This window comes from Burkholderia stagnalis (assembly GCF_902830275.1).
Classification (GTDB): Bacteria; Pseudomonadota; Gammaproteobacteria; order Burkholderiales; family Burkholderiaceae; genus Burkholderia; species Burkholderia stagnalis.
In genome coordinates this window covers 48,924-72,766 of sequence record NZ_CADESW010000015.1, presented here as the reverse complement: position 1 = coordinate 72,766, position 23,843 = coordinate 48,924, and the positions used below count along the sequence as shown (strand labels likewise).

The window sequence follows — 23,843 nt, the reverse complement described above, 5'->3', positions numbered from 1 at the left end:
CATGCCTTTGCGCGCCATCGCGCGCCGTTACGCCTCGATCAGCGTACGGGTGGCCTCGGCGACGAGGCTGCGCAGCCAGCGCACTTCGTCGGAGTAATGGCAGCGCTCGTGCCACAGCTGGTAGTACTGCATCGGCGGGAAGTCGAGCGGCGCGGGCACGACCGACAGCGGCAGGAACTTCGCGTAGTGGTCGGCGAACAGGCGCGTCGTCGTGAAGATCAGGTCGGATTTCACGAGCACGTACGGCGCGAGGTTGAAGTACGGCAGCGTGACGACGACGTGGCGCTTCAGCCGCTCGCGCGCGAGGTGCACGTCGATCGCGCCGCGCTGGCCGACGGAGTACGGCGTCGGCGCGAGGTGCGGCGCGTTCAGGTACTGGTCGAGCGTGAGGCCGCCGCGTTTCGCGAACGGATGCGTGTTGCTCATCAGGCAGACGATCTCGTCGACGAACAGGTTCGACAGGTGCAGCTGCTCGGGCGGCTCCGGCCAGTTGCCGACCACGATGTCGAGCTTGCCGTCCTCGAGCGCGAGCTCGTAGTCGAACGCGGGGCCGAGCGAATGGAATTCGAGCGTCGCATTCGGCGCGGCCTGGCGGAAGCGTTCGACGACGGTCGGCACGAACAGCACGTTCAGGTAGTCGGGGCAGCCGATCCGGTAGCAGCGGATCGACGTGGCCGGGTCGAAGCTGTGCTGCTGGAACTTGATGCGCTCGATTTCGCGAAGCGCGTTCTGCACGGGCTCGAGCAGGCGCAGCCCGTATTCGGTCGGCACCATGCCGGACTTGCCGCGCACCAGCAGCGGATCGCCGGTGATGTCGCGCAGGCGCCGCAGCGCGGCGCTGATCGCCGGCTGCGACTGGTTCAGTTTGACGGCCGCGCGCGTGACGCTGCGCTCCATCAACAGGGTGTGCAAGACGCGCAAGAGGTACGTGTCGATCGCCTCGCGTTGCTGACTCATGATTTCTCCGTTTATATGTCCGGGCTGATCGAGTGGGGGATGGGGTATATGATTTTTAATATGAACGAAAACCAGCGTCAAGGGATGGATACCCGCACGCATCCGCCGGCGCGGCGGTGGCCGCAGCCGGAACGGTGCGCGTGAAGCGCGCGGCTGGCGCGTCAGTCGTCGATGCGCAGGCCGACTTTCAGCGTCACTTGCCAGTGGACGACCTGGTTGCCTTCGATGTGGCCGCGCGTCTCGGTCACCTGGAACCAGTGGAGGTTGTGCAGCGTCGCGGCGGCTTTCGCGATCGCATTGCGGATCGCGTCGTCGCTCGATTCCCGCGACGAACCGGTCAGTTCGATCAGCTTGTAGACGTGGTCGCTCATGATGCGCTCCCTGTCGTGCCGGGTTCTGCCACGGGCGCAGCGCGCAGGCGCTAGGCACAAGCGCAAACGGGTACGGAATGCGTCCGGCTTCTTGAGTGATAGGTATGATGGGCGGCAAGTTCAACCCATATTGGAGACGAGGCGCATCGTGGAAGTCGGATTTTGCGGACCGGGATTGATGGGCGCGCCGATGATTCGGCATTTGCTGGCGGCGGGCCACCAGGTCGGCGTATGGAACCGCACGCGCGCGAAATCGGACGCGCTCGTGGCCGACGGCGCGCGCGTGGCCGATACGCCGCGCGCGCTGGCGGAGCAGGTCGAGACGGTGCTGATGTGCGTGCTCGACGCGCGCGCGGTCGGCGACGTCGTGTTCGGCCCGGACGGCCTGTTGTCCGGCGATGTCGCCGCGCGCAAGTTGCGGCGCATCGTCGATCACTCGAGCATTCCACCCGGCGTGACGCGCGACTATGCGCGGCGCGCGGCGGAGCTGGGCATCGGCTGGGTCGACGCGCCGGTGTCGGGCGGCGTGCCCGGCGCGCAGGCCGGCACGCTGGCCGTCATGGCCGGCGGCCGCGCGGCGGATCTCGACGCGGCGCGGCCGCTGATCGATACGTACGCGGCGCGCATCACGCACATGGGCGACGCCGGCGCGGGCCAGACGGCGAAGCTGTGCAACCAGGCGATCGTCACCGCGACCGTCACGGCGATCGCCGAGGCGGTCGGCCTCGCGCAGGCGAGCGGCATCGACGCCGCGCGTCTCGCGCAGGCGCTTGCCGGCGGCTGGGCCGATTCGGTGCTGCTGCAGACGTTCGTGCCGCGCATGACGTCGGGCGGGCATCCGCCGATCGGCGCGCTCAGCACGTTTCAGAAGGATGTCGACACGATCGCCGATGCGGCGCGCGATACGGGTGCGGTGATGCCGGTGTCGGCCACCGTGCAGCAGGTGCTGCGGCTCGGCGCGGCAATGGGGCTCGCCGATGCGGATTTCGCCGCGTTCATCGATATCGTCAGGCCGGGGAACGGGCGCGGGCAGGCGTGATCGCGGCGTAATGCGCGAATGGCACGAATGGCGCGCATGGCAGATGGGCCGCCCGGAGGCGGCCCATCGGAACATGGCGTGGAATCAGCCGAGCGAACGGGGCGTCGTGTCCCCGGCATTCTGTCGCCCGAGCCCGCTGCGCAGGCTCGCTTTCGTGCCTGCACCAAATTCGGGCAGGATGCGCGCGCGGGCGCGGCTCGCGAAGACGAGGAAGCCGAAGCCATTCGATTCGTACCAGTAACCACCGTTCTCGAGGCCGTCGAGCGGCTGTTCGAGCGCGTTGGCGATCGATTCGATGCAGCGCTTTCGCAATTCGGCGATCGCCGGATACGGCGGCTGCGCGCCGCGCACGCTGCACAGAAGCACGTCCAGGCCGGGCAGCACATGCGCGTACAGCACAGGTTCGTCCTGCGCGCGGGCGCGTGCGATCTTGGTGTCGAGCTGGGCGAACGGTTTCGAATGGCGCAATACCGCGAGGAACGACTCCTGGCCATCCTGCTGCGCGCGTCGACGTTTTTTCGGGAAGGACATAAACACTCGCCTCAAAAACAATTGCAAGAAATGCGGCACTTTCATGCGACCCACTCCCGGCTATGTACGCCGCATGCCGATCCTTTATAGCACACGAACATGCTGCGCTCGTGCGGTGCGACGATCGATGTCTCCCGTCGACCCGCTCGCCACGATCGACACAGTCGGCGCCTGGCGCCTGCACTGTCGGTTTAGTCTCCATGATAGACCCGCTTTCCCGGCGCGTGCATCCGCTCGTCACAAAAAAATGCGAGGCCCGCGCATCGCGCGGCGCGGGCAATAAAAAGGCCCGCACGCGGCGGGCCTGGCTGACGGTCGTGCGCGAACGCTCAGCGCTGCTTGAGCGAATCGCGGATTTCGCGCAGCAGCACGATGTCTTCCGGCGTTGCGGCCGGCGCGGCTTCCGCCGGCTTGCGCAGCTTGTTGATGAATTTCACCATCAGGAAAATGATGAATGCGAGGATGATGAAGTTGATCAGCACGGTGATGAACGAACCGTAGCCGAACGCCGCGACGCCGGCGGCCTGCAGATCCTTGAACGAATCGGGATTACCCTTGAACGACGGCGGGATCGTGCCGAGCAGTACGAACTTGTTCGAGAAATCCAGGCCGCCCGTCAGGACACCGATGACCGGCATGATCAGGTCCTTCACGATCGAATCGACGATCTTCGAGAATGCGCCGCCGATGATCACGCCGACGGCGAGATCCATCACGTTGCCCTTGACGGCGAACTCCTTGAATTCCTTGATGATGCTCATGAGCGGGTTTCTCCTTTTTAGGGCAAATGGAGGCGCGCCGCGACGCATCGTGTCGAATTCAGGGTCGGTGGCACGCCGATGGCCGCATGATAGCGAACGTGCCCCAATGCCGATAGCCCATCTTTGAATGATTGACAAATCGGCGCGGCAGGCGCGCGCCGCAAGGCCGCAGCGCACCCGCCGGGGGAGCGGGCGCGCGATGCGGCTGCTCCCGACGCGCGGCGATCAGGTGTCGGTCCAGCCGTCGTCGTTGCTGCCGAGATCGACGCCGCCGTCGCTGCCGCCACCGTTGCCGTTGTCCCAGTTCGTATTGTCGCCGCGGCCGAGGTCGAAGCCGGGGTCGGCATCGTGCCGGCGGCGCTCGTCGTCAACGATCACGTCGCGTTCGACCACGCGGTCACGGCCGCCCGACATCGCCTGGCCGAGCAGCACGCCGGTCAGCAGCCCGCCCATCCCGCCGCCGAAGCCGCCACCTTGCTGGATCACGACGGGCGGTTGCTGTTGCTGCGGATACTGCGGCTGCGGCGGATATTGCTGCGGATATTGTGAGGGATACGGCTGGCCCTGCGCGCCGGTCACGCGGTCCGCTTCCTGCGCGAACACCGAACCGCTGCCGGCGGCCGGCGGCGGGGCAGCCTGCGTGGCCGGATCGGGCCGGCCCTCGACGCGCGCCTTCACGCTCGCGTGGCGCTGCTCGAGTTCGTCGACGCGGTACGGCGGCACCGGATTCCTGCCGTTCGACAGCGCTTCGACGAGCTCGCGCGCGTCGGTCTCGATGCCCTCCAGCTCGCTCGTCAGCGCGGCCGCGCCGGGCGCCGTCGACAGCCGCGCGTCGAGCTTCAGCGGCCGGATGTCGTTGAGCACGTCGGTCGCGCGCTTCAACTGCGCGCGGCGCTCGTCGTCGGCGCGGCGATCGTCGGTCGAGCGCGCGCGCCGCAGCGTCCAGCGCAGCACCAGCGCGATCACCGCGACGATCAGGCCGAGGCCGATCCACATGCCGGTGGACGGCCCGTGTTTTTCGGCGGGCGGCACGGCGGGCGCGAGCGACGACTGCAGCGTGCCGGCGACGCGCCCCGCGTCGGCGCGGATGCGCGCTTCCGTCTGCGCGAAGCGGGCAGGGTCGGCGAAGCGCAGTTGCGGATCGAGCGTCTTCGCGCGCTGCAGCTGCGCGAGCGCGTCCGACGCGCGGCCTTCGCGGTCGAGCACCTGCGCATAGAGATAGCGCGCGTGCGCGTTGTTCGGATGCGCGTCGATGACTTGCGACAGCTGCGTATCGGCGCGCTGCCAGTCGCGCTGCGCGATCGACTGCTCGACCTGCTGCAGCGAGGGCACCGCAAACGCGGCGGACGACAGCATCAGCAGCGCGAAGCCGAAAGCGGCGAGGGGTTTCTTCATGATCGAACCGGGCGCGGGCGCCCGTCTCCTTGCGATCGATGCGCGCCGTGCCGGAATCCGGCGGGCGGCGCGCAGCCGGTTACTGCGCGGGCGTGTCGAGCTGCTTCTTCAGGGCGGCGAGGCGATCCTCGACCGACGGGCCCTTGTTCAGCGCGGCGAGCTTGTCGTCGAGCGCCTTGCCGCTCGACGTGTCGGCCGAATTGAGGCGTGCGTCGGAACGCGCGTTCTCCAGCGCGACCTTGTCCTCGAGCTTCTGGAAATCCTCCGACAGGTTCTTGCCGCCGATGCCGCCGAGCGCGGTGGCCGCGACGTCCTTCGCCTGCGCGATTTCCTGTTTCGCCTGCAGGATGTTCGAGCGCGCGTTCAGGTCGTTGCGGCGCTGGCGCATGTCGGCGATCTGCCCCTTGAGCTTGTCGACCGACGGCTCGAGCGTCGCGAGTTCCTTCGCGAGCGCGTCGCGCTCCGCCTCGGCGTTCGCCTGCGCGCCGAGCGCCTCGCGCGCGAGCGACTCGTCGCCCGCCTGCAGCGCGCGCTTCGCGCCATCTTCGTACTTCTTCGCCTTGTCGTCGGCTGCATCGCGCTTGCTGCGCTGGGTCGCGACCTGCGCCTCGATCTCGATCAGCGAATTCTCGGCGCGGCCGATGCTGTCGTCGAGCTCCCGCACGATCTGGCGTGCGTCGCGCGACGGGTCCTGCACCGAGTCGGCCGCATCGTTCAACAGGCCCTTGATCGTGCGCGAAACAGAGTCGAAAAGCGACATGAAATCCTCCGAGTGTGAAAGGCGCCGCATCGCTGCGGCGTGGCCCGCGACGGTGCCGGTTGCGGCCCGCCCGTGCCGGCAGACATTAGACCACCTGCACACTTAAATACGGCTTAAACGCGCGAGTTCAAGCCGCGCGACCAGGCGGGCGCCACACCGCGCGACATGCCGGCCAAGCTTTCCGAATTGAAAGCTCGGCCGGCATCTACAACGCGTTCCGTGTCCATGATAGGCCGCGCGGCCAGGCAAAAACGCGCTGAAAACGGGGTTATGCGGGAATTTTTACAAAAAATCGCGAAGCTAATCGATTGATTTCATTAAAATGCGCTGTCACGTCGCGGGAACGGATCGCCGCGCGGCGGGGTCTGTCGACGTGACGATTGTCACGATGCACTCTCTCTCTCGATTCATCCGCTTGCATACCGCATGCGTCCGAGGGCGCCATGCGCGCCCGCCATTCCGACATGCCAATTATCAAACGACCGCCTTCTTCTTCGGCCAGGAACGAACCCCACTACACGCTGCGCCGTTCGCCTGCCGGAGCCTATTACACCGATGACGACGACCGCGATGCGCACCGCGCGCCACGCAATGGCGATGGCGACAGCGGGGGCCGTCGCCGCCGTTCGTTCGGCTCGCGCGTCGCGCTGTGGTTCGTCGGCCTGTTCATCACGCTGGCCATCGTCGGCGCGCTGATCGTCGGCTACGCGCTCGTCGTGATGGCCCCGCAGCTGCCGTCGCTCGACGCGCTGACCAACTACCAGCCGAAAGTGCCGCTGCGCGTGATGACGGCCGATCACGTGCTGATCGGCGAGTTCGGCGAGGAGCGCCGCAGCCTCGTGCGCTTCCAGGACATTCCCGACGTGATGAAGAAGGCGGTGCTCGCGATCGAGGACTACCGCTTCTACGAGCACGGCGGCGTGGACTTCCTCGGCATCCTGCGCGCGGGCGTCGCCGACCTGATGCACGGCGGCGCGCGCCAGGGCGCGAGCACGATCACGATGCAGGTCGCGCGCAACTTCTTCCTGTCGAGCGAGAAGACCTACACGCGCAAGATCTACGAAATGCTGCTCGCGTACAAGATCGAGAAGGCGCTGACGAAGGACCAGATCCTCGAGCTGTACATGAACCAGATCTACCTCGGCCAGCGCTCGTACGGCTTTGCCGCGGCGGCGCGCGTGTACTTCGGCAAGGACCTGAAGGACATCACGGTCGCGGAGGCCGCAATGCTGGCCGGGCTGCCGAAAGCGCCGTCCGCGTACAACCCGGTTGTCAATCCGAAGCGCGCGAAGGTGCGCCAGGAATACATCCTGAAGCGGATGTACGAGGTCGGCTACATCACGCAGCCGCAATACGAGCAGGCGCTGAAGGAAGAGATCCACGTGCGCACGCCGGGCAACCAGTACGCGGTGCACGGCGAGTACGTCGCCGAGATGGTGCGGCAGATGATGTACGCGCAGTACAAGGACGAGACGTACACGCGCGGCCTGACGGTCACGACGACGATCAACGCGGCCGACCAGGAAGCGGCGTACCAGGCGGTGCGGCGCGGCATTCTCGACTACGAGCGCCGTCACGGCTATCGCGGGCCGGAAGGCTTCATCACGCTGCCGGCGACCGGCGACGATCGCGACGAGGCGATCGACGACGCGCTCGCCGATCACCCGGACAACGGCGACCTGCAGTCGGCGGTGGTGCTGTCGGCCGCGCCGAACGCGGTCGAGGTGCAGTTCGTCGGCGGCGCGAAGACGACCATCGGCGCTGGCGGGCTGCGCTTCGTCGCGGCCGCGCTGGGGCCGCGCGCGAACAACACGCTGAAGATCAAGCCCGGTTCGATCGTGCGCGTGCTGAAGGACGCGAAAAGCGGCTGGCAGGTCGTGCAGCTGCCGCAGGTCGAAGGCGCGCTCGTCGCGATCGCGCCGCAGGACGGCGCGATCCGCTCGCTCGTCGGCGGCTTCGACTTCAACAAGAGCAAGTTCAACCACGTGACGCAGGCGTGGCGCCAGCCGGGCTCGTCGTTCAAGCCGTTCATCTATTCGGCCTCGCTCGACAAGGGCCTCGGGCCGGCGACGATCATCAACGACGCGCCGCTGTATTTCCCGCCGAGCGTGCCGGGCGGTACCGCGTGGGAACCGAAGGACGACGACCAGCCCGACGGCCCGATGTCGATGCGCACCGGCCTGCAGCGTTCGAAGAACCTCGTGTCGATCCGCATCCTTGCATCGATCGGCACGCAGTATGCGCAGGAGTACGTGACGCAGCGCTTCGGCTTCGATCCGGCGAAGACGCCGCCGTACCTGCCGATGGCGCTCGGCGCGGGGCTCGTCACGCCGCTGCAGCTCGCGACCGGCTATGCGGTGTTCGCGAACGGCGGCTACAAGGTCGATCCGTACCTGATCGCCGAGGTCGACGACGCACGCGGCCAGGCGCTGCAGAAGGCGCAGCCGGTGATCGCGGGCAATACCGCGCCGCGCACGATCGAAGGCCGCAACGCGTACGTGATGAACAGCCTGCTGCACACGGTCGCGACGGCCGGCACGGGTGCGGGTTCCAACGTGCTCGGCCGCGGCGACCTGCAGGGCAAGACGGGGACGACGAACGATGCGAAGGACGGCTGGTTCGCCGGCTACCAGCAGTCGCTCGTCGCGGTCGCGTGGATGGGCTTCGACCAGCCGAAGAGCCTCGGCAGCCGCGAGTTCGGCGCGCAGCTCGCGCTGCCGATCTGGGTGAACTACATGCGCGCCGCGCTGAACGGCGTGCCCGAGCAGCCGATGCCGATGCCCGACGGGCTGACGACGCTCGACGGCGAGCTGTACTACGCGGATCGCACGCCGGGTGCCGGCTTCGTCGCGAGCGTCGACATCAACCCGGCGGCCAACGCGATCAGCGCGAACGACGCGCTCGGCTCGGCCGGCGCGGCGGGCCTGACGCCGCCGCCGGTGAGCTCGCAGGAGAAGCAGCAGATCATGGACATGTTCGAGAGCAACAAGCCGTAACGCGGCTGGGGTTCGCCAATCGACGGGCGCCTGCGGGCGCCCGTTTTTTTTGCCCGCGCGCGTGGCTGCGCCGCACGCCGTCAGAACGACGCGCAGACCGGCGCGAGCGTCACGCCGACCGATTCCTGCCTGAACCGTTCCGCATACGCGCGACGGATGGCCGTCAGGCGCTCGAGCGTATCGCGCGTGTCGCCGGCAATGATACGGATGACGAAGCTGTCTTCCCGCGTGATGCGGCCGGTCGTGCGGTCGCGCCATTGGCCGTGGGTATCCCAGAACGTGAAGCCGTCGGGGAAGCGGGGCGTGACGACGTCGGCGAGGAAGGCCGCGCGTTCGGCATCGGTGACGGGGCCGCGCCCTGCGATGTCGCGACCGAACAGCAGGTCGGCCTGCAATTGACGGCTGCCGCCGGCCTGCGCGCAAGACGCCGGGTCGGCCGCGGCCGGCAACTGCGTGGCCGCGCAGCCGGAGAGCAGGGCGATGGCGAACACGAGACTGGTCGACAGGGCGCGCATGGCGATTCCTCCGTTGGGTGCACGCGTTGGATGCATGGTGCGGCAACCTCATAAAACGTTGCGCGCTCAATGACTTGCGCGGTTCTCCGGCCGGTTATCAACAAGGCTGTCAACACAATCTGTGCATAACCATGCGCCGCCCCGATCGCGCCGCGACGCGCCGGCCCGCGACGCGTTTTGCAGCGCCGGCCGAAATCGCCGGTGCATCAACAGCTTAGGAAGCCTTTCAGAAGCTTGTCCACAGGCTCTTCAACACGATCTGGGGATAACCGCCGCGCGGGCGCCCGTGCCGCTCAGCGCAGCAGCTTCGCGTGCGCGAGGTGCATGCCGAGCGTGACCGGATCGGTGTTGGTGCCCGACAGCAGCACGCCGACCCGCTTGCCCTGCAGCGTTTCGCGCAGCGGGCCGAGCAGGGCGGCCATCGCCGCGGCGCACGCCGGCTCGACGGCGATCTTCAGGTGCGAGAACAGGAACAGCATCGCGGCGCGCAGCGCGTCGTCGGACACGGTGACGATGCTGTCGATGTGGCGCCGGCACAGCTGGTAGCTGTATTCCTCGGTGTGCGGCGCCATCAGCGAGTCCGCGATCGTGTGCATCGCGGCCATCTTGACCGTGTGGTTGGCCGCGAAGCTGCGGCTCATCGCGTCCGAGCCTTCCGGCTCGACGCCGTACACGTGCACGCGCGGGTTCGCGAGCCGCAGCGCGGTCGACACGCCGGCCGCGAGCCCGCCGCCGCCGATCGGCACGATCACCGCGTCGAGGTCGGGCGTCTGCGTCGCCCATTCGTAGCCGAGCGTCGCGGTGCCGAGGATCGTGTGATAGCCGTTGAACGGATGGATGAAGAAGCGGCCTTCCTCGGCCTCGATGCGGCGCACGAGGTCGAACGCCTGCGACGCGCTCGCGGCCAGCACGACTTCCGCGCGGTACTGCTTGCACTGCGCGATGCGCGACGGGCTCGCGGTGTGGAACATCACGACCTTCGCGCTGCTGCCGAGCCGCATCGCCGCATACGCGACCGCCGCCGCGTGATTGCCGGCCGACACGCAGGTGACGCCGGCGCTCTTGCGCGCTTCGTCGAGCGCGAGCAGGTGCGTGAACGCGCCGCGCGCCTTGAAGCTGCCACTCGCCTGCAGCAGCTCGAACTTGAAGTTCACGTGCGTGCCTTCGAGCGACGGCAGGTCGCCGCGCTCGAACACCGGCGTGCGCGCGACCCACGGCGACAGCGCGAAGTGCTGCGCGGCGATTTCGTCGAGCGTCGGAATCGGCTCGCCGTCGATCGTGTGGGCGGTGCCCGGTTGGGTAGTCGACATGGCCTGGCGTGTGGGGAGTGTCCCGGCCCGCACGCGCGGGCCGGCGTGGCGGGCAACCGTCAGTGCGCGTCGACCGACATGCTGCGGATGAACTTGCGCAGGAACTGCTCGCAGGCGGCCAGTTGCGCGAGTTCGACGTATTCGTTCGGCTTGTGCGCCTGCTCGATGTTGCCGGGCCCGCACACGACGCTCGGAATGCCCGCCCGTTCGAACAGGCCGGCCTCGGTGCCGTACGCGACCTTGCGCCTGTCCTGGTCGGCCGTCAGCGCCCGCACGAGCTGCGTAATGGCTGCCTGCTCGGTGGCGTCGAGGCCGGGCGCCGCGGCGATCTTCGAGAACTCGATCGCGGCGTTCGGATGCTCGCGGCGCATCTGCGGCAGCAGCGTGTCGTGCGCATACGCCTCGATGCGCGCGAAGATCTGCTCCGGGTCGAGCGTCGGCAGGTTGCGGAACTCGAAATCGAAACGGCACTCGGCCGGCACCGTGTTGATCGCGTTGCCGCCCTGGATCGTGCTCGTCTGCGCGGTCGTGAACGGCACGTCGTAGAGCGCGTCGAACGGGCCTTCCGCGCGGAACCGGTCGGCAATGTCGCGGATGTGGCAGATCAGGCGCGCCGCGTATTCGATCGCGTTCAGCCCCTTCGGCGTCAGCGACGAGTGCGCCGCATGGCCGCGCACGCAGCAGCGGTACGCGTTGATGCCCTTGTGCGCGATGATCGGCCGCATGCTGGTGGGTTCGCCGACGATGCAGCCGGACGGCTTCACGCCGCGCGCGACGAGGTCGGCGATCATCAGCGGCGCGCCCGCGCAGCCGATTTCCTCGTCGTAGGACAGCGCGAAATGGATCGGCTTCGCGAGCTTCGCGGCCTGCATCTCGGGCAACAGCGCGAGCGCCGCGCCGATGAAGCCCTTCATGTCGCAGGTGCCGCGGCCGTACAGGCGGCCGTCGCGAATCTCCGGCCGGAACGGATCGCTGTCCCACTGCTGGCCGTCGACGGGCACGACGTCGGTGTGCCCGGACAGCACGATGCCGCCGTCGGTCGAGCCGTCGTGCGCGGGCACGGTGGCGAACAGGTTCGCCCAGCCGTCGCGCGGGTCGTGCGTGATCACGGACGCGATGCCTTGCGCGGCGAGCGCGTCACGCACGGTTTCGATCAGGCCGAGGTTCGGCACGCGGCTCGTCGTGTCCATCGACACCAGCTGCTGGATCCAGGGCAGGCTGACCAGCGCTGCGTCGCCTTGGTCGGCGGCGGCGAGCGCCGTCGCGTCGAGAGTGGACATGGCTCAACTCCGTCTGATGAATGGGAAAATCATACTCAAAAACGCCCCGGCCCGCCTTCGCGGGGCGCGATGCGGTGCAGCATCGCTGCCGTGCCCTGCGCAGCAGCGCCGGTTCCGTCAACGCGACGCCGCAGCCGCGCCTTGCCGCGGCGAGTGGCCGAGCGCGCGCAGCGTCTCCTTGATCGTCGACACGCGGATCGCGAGATCCGGCGAGCGCGTCTCGATGCGCAGGCGGTCCTGCCCGGCGAGCTTGATGTGGCGATGCTTCTGCACCATCTCGATGATCCGCATCGGATCGATCGGCGGGTTCGGCTCGAACTGCAGCCCGATGGCAACCTCGCTCGCATCGATCTTCACGATGCCGAGCGGTTTCGCGGCGAGGCGCAGGCGGTGCGTCTCGACCAGCGCGTGCGCCTGCGGCGGCATCTTGCCGAAGCGGTCGATCAGTTCCTCCTGGATACCGTCGATCGCATCGCCGTGTTCGCAGTTCGCGAGCCGCTTGTACAGCGACAGCCGTTCCTGCACGTCCGCGCAGTAGTCGGCCGGCAGGATCGCGGGCGCATGCAGGTTGATTTCGGTCGTCGCGGCGAGCGGGGCGGTGAGGTCGGGCTCCTTGCCGTTCTTCAGCGCCTTCACCGCGTCGTTCAGCATGTCCGTATAGAGCTGGAAGCCGATCTCGTGGATCTCGCCCGACTGCTTGTCGCCGAGCACCTCGCCGGTGCCGCGGATCTCGAGGTCGTGCATCGCGAGATAGAAGCCCGAGCCGAGTTCCTCCATCTGCTGGATCGCTTCGAGCCGGCGCTGCGCCTGCTTGGTCAGCGCCTGCGGATCGTGCACGAGCAGGTACGCGTAAGCCTGGTGGTGCGAACGGCCGACGCGGCCGCGCAGCTGGTGGAGCTGCGCAAGGCCGAACTTGTCGGAGCGATGCATGATGATCGTGTTCGCGCTCGGCACGTCGATGCCGGTCTCGATGATCGTCGTGCACAGCAGCACGTTCGCGCGCTGCGCGACGAAATCGCGCATCACGCGCTCGAGCTCGCGCTCGTGCATCTGGCCGTGCGCGATTGCGATGCGCGCCTCGGGCACCAGTTCCTCGAGCATCGCCTTGCGGTTCTCGATCGTCTCGACCTCGTTGTGCAGGAAGTACACCTGGCCGCCGCGCTTCAGCTCGCGCAGCATCGCCTCGCGAATCACGCTTTCCTCCTCGCGGCGCACGAAGGTCTTGATCGCGAGCCGCTTCTGCGGCGCGGTCGCGATCACCGAGAAGTCGCGCAGGCCCTCGAGCGCCATCCCGAGCGTGCGGGGGATCGGCGTCGCGGTCAGCGTCAGCACGTCGACCTCCGCGCGCAGCGCCTTCAGCGCTTCCTTCTGGCGCACGCCGAAGCGGTGCTCCTCGTCGATGATCACGAGGCCGAGCCGCTTGAACTGCACGTCCGACGACAGCAGCTTGTGCGTGCCGATCACGATGTCGACGCTGCCTTCGTTGATCTGCGCGATCGCCGCGTTCACTTCCTTGGCCGTCTTGAAGCGCGACAGCTCGACGATCCGCACCGGCCAGTCGGCGAAGCGGTCCGCGAAGGTCTGCGTGTGCTGCTCGGCGAGCAGCGTGGTCGGCGACAGCAGCGCGACCTGCTTGCCGCCCATCACCGCGATGAAGGCCGCGCGCAGCGCGACCTCGGTCTTGCCGAAACCGACGTCGCCGCACACGAGGCGGTCCATCGGCTTGCCGCTCGTCATGTCGCCGATCACGGCCGCGATCGCGGCGGCCTGGTCGGGCGTTTCCTCGAAGCCGAAGCTTTCCGCGAACTTCACGTAGTCGCGCGGCTCGAGCGCGAACGCGTGGCCCTCGCGGGCCGCGCGGCGCGCGTACAGGTTCAGCAGCTCGGCGGCCGTGTCGCGAATCTGCTGCGCGGCCTTGCGTTTCGCGCGCTCCCACTGGCCCGAGCCGAGCGCATGCAGCGGCGCGCTGTCCGGATCGGCGCCGCTGTAGCGCGAGATCACGTGCAGCTGCGCGACCGGCACGTAGAGCTTGCTCTCGCCCGCGTATTCGAGATGCAGGAATTCCGTCTCGCCTTCGCCGAGGTCCATCGACACGAGGCCCATGTAGCGGCCGATGCCGTGCTGCGCGTGCACCACCGGATCGCCGACCTTCAGCTCCGACAGGTCGCGCACCATCGCGTCGACGTTGCTCGCCTGTTCCTGGCGGCGGCGCCCCGCGCGGCGGCCGAGCGCGCCGTACAGTTCGGTCTCGGTGACGATCGCGTAGCCTTCGCCGGGCACCGCGAAGCCGCTGGACAGCGGCGCGACGCCGAGCGCGAAGCGCTCGTCGCTCGCGAGCCAGCCGGCGAAGTGATCGTTCGATGCGGGCCGCAGGTGATGCTCGGCGAGCAGTTGCAGGATCGTCTCGCGGCGGCCCGCCGATTCGACGGTCAGCAGCACGCGCTTGCCCGACGTCTCGACGAACGTGCGCAGCGCGGCGAGCGGATCGTCGGCGTGGCGGTCGACGGTGAGTTCGGGCAGGCCGGTCGCCCAGCCGCCCGCCGGCTGCGCGGGCAGCACGACGCGCGCGAACGGCTTCGCGAACGCGAAGAAATCCTCGTCGGACAGGAACAGCCGCTGCGGCTCGAGGATCGGCCGTTCGCGGTCGTGCGACAGGAACGCGTGGCGCTGCTTCGTGTCGGCGGTGAAGCGGCGGATCGACGTGTCGAGGTCGCCCGCGAACACGAGGTGCGCATCCTGCGGCAGATAGTGGAACAGCGTGGCCGTCTCGTCGAAGAACAGCGGCAGGTAATACTCGATGCCGGCCGACGGCACGCCGTTGCCGATGTCCTTGTAGATCGGCGCGCGGCTCGGGTCGCCCTCGAAGGTCTCGCGCCAGCGGCTGCGGAACGCGGTGCGCGCGGCCTCGTCGAACGGGAATTCGCGGCCCGGCAGCAGGCGCACGTCGCGCACCGGGTACAGGCTGCGCTGCGTGTCCGGGTCGAACGCGCGGATCGAGTCGACCTGATCGTCGAACAGGTCGATCCGGTACGGCAGCGGCGAGCCCATCGGGAACAGGTCGATCAGCGAGCCGCGCACGCAGTATTCGCCGGGCCGCACGACCTGGCTCACGTGCTCGTAGCCGGCGAGCGTCAGCTGCGCCTTCAGCTTCGCCTCGTCGAGCCGCTCGCCCTGCGCGAACGCGAACGTGTAGGCGGCCATGAAGGACGCAGGCGGCATCCGGTACAGCGCGGTGGTCGCGGGCACGAGCAGGATGTCGCAGCGGCCCTCGCCGAGGTCGTGCAGCGTCGCGAGACGCTCGGACACCAGGTCCTGGTGCGGCGAGAACGTGTCGTACGGCAGCGTTTCCCAGTCCGGCAGCAGGCGCACGCGCGCGTCGGGGGAGAAATAGCCGATTTCCTGCGCGAGGCGCTGCGCGTCGACTGCGTTCGCGCAGATCACCGCGAGCAGCGGCACGTCGTGGCGGTTGTCGGCAAGGTAGCGGGCGATGGCGAGCGCATCGGCGCAGCCGTGCGCGCCGTCGAAGGCGAAGCGCTGGCCGGGCTTGACGCGCGCGACGGGCGAGGCGGGCGGGTTGGAAGCGTTGTCTGGCATAGGGACGGCAGGAGTGGCGTGCGCAGGCGCATCGCGGTGCGCCGGTCGGATCGAAAGACCTATTATAAAATCCGCTTCTCGATTTCACCTTTCCGGCGTTTCATTTCGTGACTCCCCGACTCTTCGCCCTGATTCCCTGCGCCGGCACGGGCAGCCGTTCCGGCTCGGCCGTGCCGAAGCAATACCGCACGCTCGCCGGGCGCGCGCTCCTGCATTACACGCTCGCCGCGTTCGACGCGTGCAGCGAATTCGCGCAGACGCTCGTCGTCCTCGCGCCGGACGACACCCATTTCGACGCCCGCCGCTTCGCCGGCCTGCGCTTCGCGGTGCGCCGCTGCGGCGGCGCGTCGCGCCAGGCGTCGGTGCTCAACGGCCTGCTGGCGCTGACCGAATTCGGCGCGACCGACCAGGACTGGGTGCTCGTGCACGACGCCGCGCGCCCGGGCATCACGCCGGAGCTGATCCGCACGCTGGTCGCGGCGCTGAAGGACGACCCGGTGGGCGGCATCGTTGCGCTGCCGGTCGCGGATACGCTGAAGCGCGTGCCGGCCGGCGGCGACGCGATCGCGCGCACGGAGTCGCGCGACGCGCTGTGGCAGGCGCAGACGCCGCAGATGTTCCGCATCGGCATGCTGCGCGACGCGATCCTGAGCGCGCAGCGGGAAGGGCACGACCTGACCGACGAGGCGAGCGCGATCGAATGGGCCGGCCACACGCCGCGCGTCGTGCAGGGCAGCCTGCGCAACTTCAAGGTCACGTACCCGGAAGATTTCGCGCTCGCGGAGGCGATCCTCGCGCGCGCGCCCCAATCCAACTGACCCCCACTCAATCTCAATCGGAACACGCATGGACTTCAGAATCGGACAAGGCTACGACGTGCACCAGCTCGTCCCCGGGCGACCCCTCATCATCGGCGGCGTGACGATTCCGTACGAGCGCGGCCTGCTCGGCCACTCGGACGCGGACGTGCTGCTGCACGCGGTCACCGACGCGCTGTTCGGCGCGGCGGCGCTCGGCGACATCGGCCGCCATTTCTCCGACACCGACGCCGCCTTCAAGGGCGCGGACAGCCGCGTGCTGCTGCGCGAATGCGCGGCGCGCGTGAAGGCCGCGGGCTTCGTGATCCAGAACGTCGACAGCACCGTGATCGCACAGGCGCCGAAGCTCGCGCCGCACATCGAAGGCATGCGCGCGCACATTGCCGAGGATCTCGGCCTGCCGCTCGACCGCGTGAACGTGAAGGCGAAGACCAACGAGAAGCTCGGCTACCTCGGCCGCGGCGAAGGCATCGAGGCGCAGGCTGCCGCGCTGCTGGTGAAGCAGGCCGGCTGACGCCGCGCCGTCGCGGGGCGCGTTCGCGGCAAGTGGCGCGCCCCGCCGAAACGAAAAAATGCCACGCGGTTGCGTGGCATTTTTCTTGGGCGGGTGGCCGGATCGAGGGCCGGCAGCCGCTTATTCGCCTTCGGCGGCGATCACCTGTGCGGCGGCGTTGATCACCGACGCGATGCGGCCGACGTCGCGCAGCTGCGTGACGGTCATGCCTTGCTCGTTCTTCAGCAGCGCATAGTGCGACTTCACGCAGAAGTGGCACTTGCCGACGATCGACGCGGCGAGCGCGTACATCTCGAAGCGGCGCTTGTCGACGCCGCCGTGCGACGCGTATGCCCCCATCCGCAGCTCGGCGCGCTGCGTCTTCAGGTCGGCGTCGTCGGCCATCTCGACATACGGATACCAGGTGTTGTTCATCCCCATCAGCGCGGCCGCCGTCAGCGCGGCGTTCGTCTCTTCGGGCGACAGCACACCGGCCTCGCGGATCGTCTTCACGAGCACCGTGCTCTTCGCTGCCACTGCCGCCGCGAGCGCGACGCCGACCGCGTCGTTGCCTTCGAGCGACGAGCGCGAGATCGTGCCGTCGAGGTTCAGGCGAATGTCCTTCGCGTAGTCGGGGATACGTGCCTTAATCGAATCGATGAATTCCATTGATATCTCCTATGGGTTGGCCGTTAAAAAAGCCCGCAGGCAGCAAGTGCGCTGCGGGCTTCGTGCATCGATGCGCTTACAGCGTTGCGCCGCCGACTGCACGGTTGCACGGGCACAGTTCGTCCGTTTGCAGGCCGTCCAGAATACGCAGGACTTCTGCCGGGCTGCGGCCGACGTTCAGGTTGTTCACCGAAACGTGCTGGATCGTGTTGTCCGGATCGACGATGAACGTTGCGCGCAGGGCCACGCCGGCTTCCTTGTCGCGCACGCCGAGCTGGTCGATCAGCTCGCCCTTGACGTCGCCGAACGAGTAGTGGTTCAGCTTGTCGAGGTCCTTGTGCTCACGGCGCCATGCGAGCTTGACGAACTCGTTGTCCGAGCTGCCGCCCAGCAGGACGGCATCGCGCTCTTCGAACTGCTTCGTCAGCTTCGCGAACTCGACGATTTCCGTCGGGCAGACGAACGTGAAGTCCTTCGGGTAGAAGTAGATGATCTTCCACTTGCCCGGGAACGACGCCTCGGTGACGGTCTCGAATGCCGACTGACCGTTTTCCTCGTGGTTGTTGAAGCCCGGCTTCGCGGCCACGACGGTGAAAGCTTCGAGTTTATCGCCAACGGTTTTCATGCGGTTACTCCTGTATGAGTTGGGAAGAAGACTTGAGTCAAGCTACCTCGGTGCTGCAACGGTGATGTGACAGCATGGGTCGGACTATAACACTATTGATTAAGTGCTTCAATAGATTTTGACTAACGAGTGCCATAGATTTTTTCTACCGCCTCGATAGTGTGGGGCGCATGCGACGCATGCGGGCGCGTCATGCCGTCGCACGCGCCTTGCCGCCGGGGAATTCGAGCGTGACTTCGAGCCCGGGTTCCGGGCTGCGGTTGCGCAGGCGCAACGCGCCGCGATAGCGGCCGACGAGGCGCTGCACGATCGCCATCCCGAGGCCCGTGCCGTCCGCCTTGGTGCGGGCGGTATCGACGCGGTAGAACGGCCGCATCACGAGCGGCAGCTGGTCTTCCGGGATACCGGGGCCTTCGTCGCTGACCGACAGCTCGACGCGCGTGTGCGACACGCGCGTCTCGAGCACGATGCGCGCGACGCCGTCCTGCCGGCTCTGCCCGTACTTGCGCGCGTTCTCGACGAGGTTGCCGATCACCCGGCGCATGTCGGTTTCGTCGGCCTCGATGACGGCGGTGGGCGCGAGCCGCGTCTGGATCTGCACGCCGTCCTCGCCCGCGATGCGCGCGGCGACTTCCTGCACGATCGTCGACAGGTCGACCGGCTCGGGCTTGCGCTGGGTCGGGCGCGCGTAGTCGATGAACGCGGCGATGATGCGGTCCATCTGCTCGATGTCGTCGACCATCGCATCCTTGGTCGCCTGGTCGGACGGGCTCATCTCGGTTTCGAGGCGCAGCCGCGCGAGCGGCGTGCGCAGGTCGTGCGAGATGCCCGCGAGCATCAGCGCACGGTCGGCCTCGAGCTGCTCGAGGTCGCGCACCATCTGGTTGAAGCTGCGGTTGGTGTCCGCGGCCACGCCCATGCCGCGCTCGGGCAGCGGCTCGGGCGCCTGGCCCGAACCGACCTGGCGCGCGGCGAGCGCGAGCCGCGTGAACGGCCGGTTCACGAGGCTCGTGATGAACGCGGAGCCGAACAGCGACAGCGCGAGCGCGAACAGGCCCCAGCCCGCCCATTGCAGGCCCGTGACGGTGTCGAGCTGGTCGCGGTCGAGCGCGACCCAGTAGTCGTCGTCGTCGATCTTGAAGCTGATCCACACGCCGGGAATGTCGTTGACCGACTGCGCGATCACGGTGTCGTCGCCGAGGCGGCTGCGAATGTCGTGCTCGATCAGCCGGTTCAGCGATTCGTCGGGCTGCAGCTTGAACTTGTCGGTCTTTTCGCGCGGATACACGCGCACGCCTTCGTTGCTCTCGAGATCCTGCAGCAGCGCGCGGCGCAGGTCGGGATCGGAATAGAGCAGCGCGGTGCGCGTGAGCTTCACGATCGCGACGAGCTGCAGCGCGACGCGCTGCGCGCGCGGCTCGCGTTCGATCACACGAAAGCTCTGGAACCACGCGGCGAGACTGAACGAGATCAGCAGCGCGATCAGCAGGAAGGTGCGCCAGAACAGCCCGCCGAAGGCGAGCTGCACAAGGCGCCGGTCGATACGCATGGGACGGGCCGTGGGGCGGGCGAAACCGGAAGGAGGGGAGGTCAGGCGGCGCCGTCCGGGATGAACACGTAGCCGAGGCCCCAGACGGTCTGGATGAAGCGCGGGCTGCCCGGATCCGGTTCGATCAGCTTGCGCAGGCGCGAGATCTGCACGTCGAGGCTGCGGTCGAACACTTCGTATTCACGGCCGCGCGCGAGTTCCATCAGCTTTTCGCGCGACAGCGGCTGGCGCGGGTGACGCGCGAATACCTTCAGCACCGAGAATTCGCCGGTGGTCAGCGGAATCTCCTGGCCGGACTTCGTCAGCGTGCGCGTTGCGAGGTTCAGCGAGAATTCGCCGAATTCGAACACCTCCGTCGTTTCCGACGGCGCGCCCGGCAGCTCGGCCGGCGCCTGGCGGCGCAGCACCGCGTGGATGCGTGCAACCAGCTCGCGCGGGTTGAACGGCTTCGGCAGGTAGTCGTCGGCGCCCATCTCGAGGCCGACGATGCGGTCGACATCCTCGCCCTTGGCCGTCAGCATGATGATCGGCGTGCGATCGTTGCTGCCGCGCAGGCGGCGGCAGATCGACAGGCCATCCTCGCCGGGCAGCATCAGGTCGAGCACGAGCAGGTCGAAGCGCTCGCGCACCCAGAGCTTGTTCATCGCGGTCGCGTTCTCCGCGACGTACACGTTGAAGCCCTGCTCGCCGAGGTAGCGGCGCAGCAGATCGCGCAGGCGCGGGTCGTCGTCGACGACGAGAATCTTGGAGGGGTTTTTCGTTTCCATGAGCGGCATCTTATCGCGAATGGGAAATGGCGCACGGCCGGGTATTTTGGCACGTTACAGTCAGTTACAAAATTTACCCGTGGTGTGGTACGGAGTAAAGGCAGGCTATAGAGATTCCTTTACTCTTAGCCGAAATTCGGTGGATACTCCCTGCACTTAATCTTTCATGGTTTGCACACCCGATTTCCGCAGGGTTTTTCAAGTACCAGAGGTAGCCGGTTGCCGCGTGACGAAGGGAACAAATCGACCAAAGAAGCGAGGACGGTCATGCGATCTGCCCGGATTGCACTGATGCTGACGATCGCGCTTGCCGGTCCGTATGCGTCGAACTTCGCATATGCGCAGCGCCCCGAGCAGGGGGCGTCGTCGCGCAAGCTGCCGCGCGGCAAGGCGCCGCAGCAGGACGATCGCGCCGATACCGTCGCCCGCTCCGCCGTGCCTCCCGATCTCGAACAGCGCCGCCGCGACGGGCACATGACGCCCGAGGAGCGCCACCTGCTGCGCCAGCACATCGAGGACGCCGTCCGCGAGCTGTACAAGCGCTGATCCCGCACACCGTACGGAAAGATTCCGTAGCAATTTTCCAGTCAACTTTCGTTCGCCGGATGCCGTTGAATGGGCACATGCGCGCACCGCGCATTCCGGGAGCCCAAGACCATGAGTCGAGCGAACACCGCACCGTCGCTGCCGCCTGCGATGCAGACGCCTCTCGAGGCCGACGACGCGCAGTTCTTCCTGAGCCGCACCGGTTTCACGCCGGCGCCCGCCGACGTCGCGCGCCTCGTCGGCATGACGCGCGCGCAGGCGGTTGCCGAGGTGCTCGGCAACGTGCGGCACGAGCCCATTACGACGTGGCCCGACTGGCTCGGCGAACTGCCGCCGACGCGCGCCGAACGCCAGGCGCAGGCGCCGGACCAGCGGCGCGACGCGCAGCGGCTGCGCAACCAGCGTTACGACGGATTGCGCGCGGCGTGGATCAACGAGATGGTCGCGACGCCGTCGCCGCTGACCGAGCGCATGACGCTGTTCTGGCACGGGCACTTCACGTCGGGGCAGGACAAGGTGCCGTTTCCGCAGACGATGGCCGCGCAGAACGCGCTGCTGCGCCGCGAGGCGCTCGGCAATTTCGGCACGCTGCTGCACGCGGTCGCGAAGGATCCGGCGATGCTTCAGTACCTCGACGGCGCGAGCAATCGCAAGGGGCGTCCGAACGAGAACTTCGCGCGCGAGGTGATGGAGCTGTTCACGCTCGGCGAAGGACATTACACGCAGCGCGACGTGACCGAGGCCGCGCGTGCGATGACGGGCTGGACGATCGATCCCGACACATTGCGCTTCGTGGCGCGGCCGGAGTGGCACGATGCCGGTGACAAGACGATTCTCGGCGAGACCGGCGCCTTCGACGGCGACGGCTTCCTCGACATCCTGCTGAAGCAACCGCAGGCCGCGCGTTTCATCGCGGCCAGGCTGTGGCGCGAGTTCGTGTCCGATACGCCGGACGCGGGCGAGCTGGAGACGGTCGCCGAACGCTTTCGCGCGAGCGGCTACGAGATTCGCGCGGCGCTCGGCGCGCTGTGGTCGACCGACGCGTTCTGGGATCCGCGCAATCGCGGCGTGCTGGTCAAGTCGCCGGCGGAGTTCGTGGTCGGGACGGTGCGGCTGTTCGACGTCGGCTACGGCGACCCGCAGATGCTCGCGAACACCGTGCGCACGCTCGGGCAGAACCTGTTCTATCCGCCGAACGTGAAAGGTTGGCCGGGCGGCGCGGCGTGGATCAACAGCACGACGCTGCTTGCGCGCAAGCAGTTCGTCGAGCAGCTGTTTCGCGCGACCGAGACGGCCGGCATGCGGCCTGCGGCAGTCAACGGAAGCGCCCGCGAGATGGCGACGATGAACGTCGGCATGCCGCGCGGCGCGCCGCCGAAACCCGGGCGCGGCGGCCTGCGCTTCGATCTCGAACGCTGGCTCGCGCAATACCGCGTGCGGCCGCAGGCGGCCGCGGGGCTATCCACCGAGCTTCAGCTGCAGCACGCGGTGCTGCCGGTGCCGCCCGTCGCGGCGATCGACACCGGGTCGACCGGCAGCGCATATCTCGAGGCGCTGCTGATGGATCCGGCCTATCAATTGAAATGAACTCGAACCGAGACGCCGGCGCGGCATGCACGCATGCGACGCGGCCGGCAAAGGACGCACGATGAACCGACGTGATTTCCTCGCGCTCACCGGCGCCGCCGCGACCGCGGGCGTGTCGCTCTGGCAGCCGGGCGCGCTCGCGGCGACGCTGGCCGCGCAGAAGCAGGCGGCAGGCTATGCGAACGTGCTGATCCTGGTCGAGCTGAAGGGCGGCAACGACGGCCTCAATACCGTCGTGCCGTATGCGGATCCGCTGTACTATCAGTTCCGGCGCGGCATCGGCATCAAGCGCGACCAGGTGCTGCAGCTCGACGAGCGCACCGGGCTGCATCCTTCGCTCGCGCCGCTGCTGCCGTTGTGGCGCGACCGGCAGGTCGCGATCGTGCAGGGCGTCGGCTATCCGCAGCCGAACCTGTCGCACTTCCGCTCGATCGAGATCTGGGATACCGCGTCGCGCTCCGATCAATACCTGCACGAAGGCTGGCTCACGCGCACGTTCGCGCAGGCGCCCGTGCCCGCCGGCTTCGCGGCGGACGGCGTCGTGCTCGGCAGCGCCGAGATGGGGCCGCTCGCCAACGGCGCGCGTGCGATCGCACTCGTGAATCCGGCGCAATTCATCCGCGCCGCGCGGCTCGCCGAACCGTCGTCGCTGCGCGAGCAGAATCCGGCGCTCGCGCACATCATCGACGTCGAGAACGACATCGTGAAGGCCGCGGACCGGCTGCGCCCGCGTGGCGGCATGCGCGCGTTCAAGACCGCGTTTCCGGCCGGCGCGTTCGGCACCTCGGTGAAGACCGCGATGCAGGTGCTGGCCGCGTGCGAGGCGTCGGGCGCGGGGGCGCAGGACGGGGTCGCGGTGCTGCGGCTCACGCTCAACGGCTTCGACACGCACCAGAACCAGCCGGGCCAGCAGGCCGCGCTGCTCAAGCAGTTCGCGGAAGGGATGAGCGCGATGCGCGATGCGCTGATCGAGCTCGGGCGCTGGAACGAGACGCTCGTGATGACGTATGCGGAATTCGGGCGGCGCGTGCGCGAGAACCAGAGCAACGGCACCGACCACGGCACGGCCGCGCCGCATTTCGTGATGGGCGGGCGCGTGGCGGGCGGGCTGTACGGTGCGCCGCCGGCGCTCGGGCAGCTCGACGGCAACGGCAACCTGCCGGTTGCGGTCGATTTCCGCCAGCTCTACGCGACCGTGCTCGGCCCGTGGTGGGGGCTCGACGCGACCCGCGTGCTGCAGCAGCGCTTCGAGCCGCTGCCGCTGTTAAGGGCGTGACGGC

The 23,843-nt window shown here is 68.0% G+C and carries 21 protein-coding genes; 7 read left to right on the top strand and 14 right to left on the bottom strand.

Annotated elements, in window-relative coordinates; genetic code table 11:
* Positions 1–27: 27 nt before the first annotated feature.
* Together HWY45_RS24080 and HWY45_RS24075 are read right to left on the bottom strand one after the other, a co-directional pair.
* Positions 28–957 carry a LysR substrate-binding domain-containing protein gene (locus HWY45_RS24080; RefSeq protein WP_011885102.1) on the bottom strand — a complete coding sequence of 310 codons (930 nt, stop codon included), beginning with the start codon at positions 955–957 and terminating at the stop codon, positions 28–30.
* 161 nt (positions 958–1,118) lie between these two features.
* Positions 1,119–1,328 (bottom strand): dodecin, encoded by a 210-nt coding sequence (locus HWY45_RS24075; protein WP_059565555.1) that lies wholly within the window; start codon positions 1,326–1,328, stop codon positions 1,119–1,121.
* Positions 1,329–1,476: 148 nt separating this feature from the next.
* Here HWY45_RS24075 and HWY45_RS24070 point away from each other — a divergent pair, with 148 nt between their 5' ends.
* Positions 1,477–2,367, top strand: coding sequence for an NAD(P)-dependent oxidoreductase (locus HWY45_RS24070; protein ID WP_059885137.1), 891 nt, complete (start codon positions 1,477–1,479; stop codon positions 2,365–2,367).
* Between the two features lie 84 nt (positions 2,368–2,451).
* Here the strand turns inward: HWY45_RS24070 and HWY45_RS24065 are convergent, their stop codons facing one another.
* The 4 genes from HWY45_RS24065 to HWY45_RS24050 all read right to left on the bottom strand — a co-directional run bounded on the left by HWY45_RS24065 (position 2,452) and on the right by HWY45_RS24050 (position 5,814).
* Positions 2,452–2,898 (bottom strand): hypothetical protein, encoded by a 447-nt coding sequence (locus HWY45_RS24065; protein WP_017331909.1) that lies wholly within the window; start codon positions 2,896–2,898, stop codon positions 2,452–2,454.
* A gap of 329 nt (positions 2,899–3,227) precedes the next feature.
* Positions 3,228–3,659, bottom strand: coding sequence for a large conductance mechanosensitive channel protein MscL (gene mscL, locus HWY45_RS24060; RefSeq protein WP_010092114.1), 432 nt, complete (start codon positions 3,657–3,659; stop codon positions 3,228–3,230).
* 225 nt (positions 3,660–3,884) lie between these two features.
* Complete coding sequence (locus tag HWY45_RS24055) at positions 3,885–5,054, bottom strand: tetratricopeptide repeat protein (RefSeq protein ID WP_059885135.1); 1,170 nt, start codon at positions 5,052–5,054, stop codon at positions 3,885–3,887.
* 79 nt (positions 5,055–5,133) lie between these two features.
* Complete coding sequence (locus HWY45_RS24050; protein ID WP_059565549.1) at positions 5,134–5,814, bottom strand: PspA/IM30 family protein; 681 nt, start codon at positions 5,812–5,814, stop codon at positions 5,134–5,136.
* A 464-nt stretch (positions 5,815–6,278) separates the two neighbouring features.
* Between HWY45_RS24050 and HWY45_RS24045 the strand changes: the two genes are divergently transcribed.
* Positions 6,279–8,810, top strand: coding sequence for a penicillin-binding protein 1A (locus HWY45_RS24045; RefSeq protein WP_059885207.1), 2,532 nt, complete (start codon positions 6,279–6,281; stop codon positions 8,808–8,810).
* An 80-nt stretch (positions 8,811–8,890) separates the two neighbouring features.
* Here HWY45_RS24045 and HWY45_RS24040 read toward each other — a convergent pair whose 3' ends face one another.
* The 4 genes from HWY45_RS24040 to mfd form a co-directional block, all read right to left on the bottom strand.
* Entirely contained in the window at positions 8,891–9,325 is a 435-nt protein-coding gene (locus tag HWY45_RS24040; RefSeq protein WP_059885133.1) for a DUF3574 domain-containing protein, read from the bottom strand.
* A 293-nt stretch (positions 9,326–9,618) separates the two neighbouring features.
* A complete protein-coding gene (locus HWY45_RS24035; protein WP_059809548.1) occupies positions 9,619–10,635 on the bottom strand; it encodes a threonine/serine dehydratase family protein in 1,017 nt (338 codons plus the stop codon).
* 59 nt (positions 10,636–10,694) lie between these two features.
* A complete protein-coding gene (gene argE, locus HWY45_RS24030) occupies positions 10,695–11,915 on the bottom strand; it encodes an acetylornithine deacetylase (RefSeq protein WP_059885130.1) in 1,221 nt (406 codons plus the stop codon).
* A 117-nt stretch (positions 11,916–12,032) separates the two neighbouring features.
* Positions 12,033–15,509 (bottom strand): transcription-repair coupling factor, encoded by a 3,477-nt coding sequence (gene mfd / locus HWY45_RS24025; RefSeq protein WP_059565542.1) that lies wholly within the window; start codon positions 15,507–15,509, stop codon positions 12,033–12,035.
* Between the two features lie 107 nt (positions 15,510–15,616).
* Between mfd and ispD the strand changes: the two genes are divergently transcribed.
* Positions 15,617–16,327: a 2-C-methyl-D-erythritol 4-phosphate cytidylyltransferase gene (gene ispD / locus HWY45_RS24020; protein ID WP_059885129.1), complete on the top strand. Its 711-nt coding sequence runs from the start codon at positions 15,617–15,619 to the stop codon at positions 16,325–16,327.
* A 28-nt stretch (positions 16,328–16,355) separates the two neighbouring features.
* Positions 16,356–16,841 (top strand): 2-C-methyl-D-erythritol 2,4-cyclodiphosphate synthase, encoded by a 486-nt coding sequence (gene ispF / locus HWY45_RS24015; protein ID WP_059885127.1) that lies wholly within the window; start codon positions 16,356–16,358, stop codon positions 16,839–16,841.
* Positions 16,842–16,961: 120 nt separating this feature from the next.
* On the opposite strand, the gene HWY45_RS24010 is transcribed toward ispF, so the two are convergent.
* From HWY45_RS24010 to ompR, 4 genes are all read right to left on the bottom strand, one after another.
* Positions 16,962–17,489, bottom strand: a complete 528-nt coding sequence (locus HWY45_RS24010; RefSeq protein ID WP_006764102.1) for a carboxymuconolactone decarboxylase family protein — start codon at positions 17,487–17,489, stop codon at positions 16,962–16,964.
* 76 nt (positions 17,490–17,565) lie between these two features.
* Complete coding sequence (locus HWY45_RS24005; RefSeq protein WP_059565537.1) at positions 17,566–18,114, bottom strand: peroxiredoxin; 549 nt, start codon at positions 18,112–18,114, stop codon at positions 17,566–17,568.
* Positions 18,115–18,304: 190 nt separating this feature from the next.
* Entirely contained in the window at positions 18,305–19,663 is a 1,359-nt protein-coding gene (locus tag HWY45_RS24000; RefSeq protein WP_059565535.1) for an ATP-binding protein, read from the bottom strand.
* A gap of 41 nt (positions 19,664–19,704) precedes the next feature.
* Complete coding sequence (gene ompR / locus HWY45_RS23995; protein WP_004192636.1) at positions 19,705–20,439, bottom strand: osmolarity response regulator transcription factor OmpR; 735 nt, start codon at positions 20,437–20,439, stop codon at positions 19,705–19,707.
* 258 nt (positions 20,440–20,697) lie between these two features.
* Here ompR and HWY45_RS23990 point away from each other — a divergent pair, with 258 nt between their 5' ends.
* From HWY45_RS23990 to HWY45_RS23980, 3 genes are all read left to right on the top strand, one after another.
* The gene (locus tag HWY45_RS23990; protein ID WP_059565533.1) at positions 20,698–20,976 is read left to right on the top strand and encodes a hypothetical protein; all 279 of its coding nucleotides are present in this window, start codon (positions 20,698–20,700) and stop codon (positions 20,974–20,976) included.
* A 111-nt stretch (positions 20,977–21,087) separates the two neighbouring features.
* Entirely contained in the window at positions 21,088–22,563 is a 1,476-nt protein-coding gene (locus HWY45_RS23985) for a DUF1800 domain-containing protein (protein ID WP_059885125.1), read from the top strand.
* Positions 22,564–22,624: 61 nt separating this feature from the next.
* Positions 22,625–23,839: a DUF1501 domain-containing protein gene (locus HWY45_RS23980; protein WP_059885205.1), complete on the top strand. Its 1,215-nt coding sequence runs from the start codon at positions 22,625–22,627 to the stop codon at positions 23,837–23,839.
* The last annotated feature ends 4 nt before the right edge of the window (positions 23,840–23,843 follow it).

Coding starts and splice junctions, on each gene's coding strand:
- HWY45_RS24065 (WP_017331909.1), bottom strand. CDS start 2,898: ATGTCCTTCCCGAAAAAACGTCGACGCGCGCAGCAGGATGGCCAGGAG.
- HWY45_RS23990 (WP_059565533.1), top strand. CDS start 20,698: ATGCGATCTGCCCGGATTGCACTGATGCTGACGATCGCGCTTGCCGGT.
- HWY45_RS24075 (WP_059565555.1), bottom strand. CDS start 1,328: ATGAGCGACCACGTCTACAAGCTGATCGAACTGACCGGTTCGTCGCGG.
- mscL (WP_010092114.1), bottom strand. CDS start 3,659: ATGAGCATCATCAAGGAATTCAAGGAGTTCGCCGTCAAGGGCAACGTG.
- HWY45_RS23985 (WP_059885125.1), top strand. CDS start 21,088: ATGAGTCGAGCGAACACCGCACCGTCGCTGCCGCCTGCGATGCAGACG.
- HWY45_RS24040 (WP_059885133.1), bottom strand. CDS start 9,325: ATGCGCGCCCTGTCGACCAGTCTCGTGTTCGCCATCGCCCTGCTCTCC.
- HWY45_RS24005 (WP_059565537.1), bottom strand. CDS start 18,114: ATGAAAACCGTTGGCGATAAACTCGAAGCTTTCACCGTCGTGGCCGCG.
- HWY45_RS24080 (WP_011885102.1), bottom strand. CDS start 957: ATGAGTCAGCAACGCGAGGCGATCGACACGTACCTCTTGCGCGTCTTG.
- HWY45_RS23980 (WP_059885205.1), top strand. CDS start 22,625: ATGAACCGACGTGATTTCCTCGCGCTCACCGGCGCCGCCGCGACCGCG.
- HWY45_RS24045 (WP_059885207.1), top strand. CDS start 6,279: ATGCCAATTATCAAACGACCGCCTTCTTCTTCGGCCAGGAACGAACCC.
- HWY45_RS24000 (WP_059565535.1), bottom strand. CDS start 19,663: ATGCGTATCGACCGGCGCCTTGTGCAGCTCGCCTTCGGCGGGCTGTTC.
- ispF (WP_059885127.1), top strand. CDS start 16,356: ATGGACTTCAGAATCGGACAAGGCTACGACGTGCACCAGCTCGTCCCC.
- argE (WP_059885130.1), bottom strand. CDS start 11,915: ATGTCCACTCTCGACGCGACGGCGCTCGCCGCCGCCGACCAAGGCGAC.
- HWY45_RS24010 (WP_006764102.1), bottom strand. CDS start 17,489: ATGGAATTCATCGATTCGATTAAGGCACGTATCCCCGACTACGCGAAG.
- mfd (WP_059565542.1), bottom strand. CDS start 15,509: ATGCCAGACAACGCTTCCAACCCGCCCGCCTCGCCCGTCGCGCGCGTC.
- HWY45_RS24055 (WP_059885135.1), bottom strand. CDS start 5,054: ATGAAGAAACCCCTCGCCGCTTTCGGCTTCGCGCTGCTGATGCTGTCG.
- HWY45_RS24035 (WP_059809548.1), bottom strand. CDS start 10,635: ATGTCGACTACCCAACCGGGCACCGCCCACACGATCGACGGCGAGCCG.
- HWY45_RS24050 (WP_059565549.1), bottom strand. CDS start 5,814: ATGTCGCTTTTCGACTCTGTTTCGCGCACGATCAAGGGCCTGTTGAAC.
- ompR (WP_004192636.1), bottom strand. CDS start 20,439: ATGCCGCTCATGGAAACGAAAAACCCCTCCAAGATTCTCGTCGTCGAC.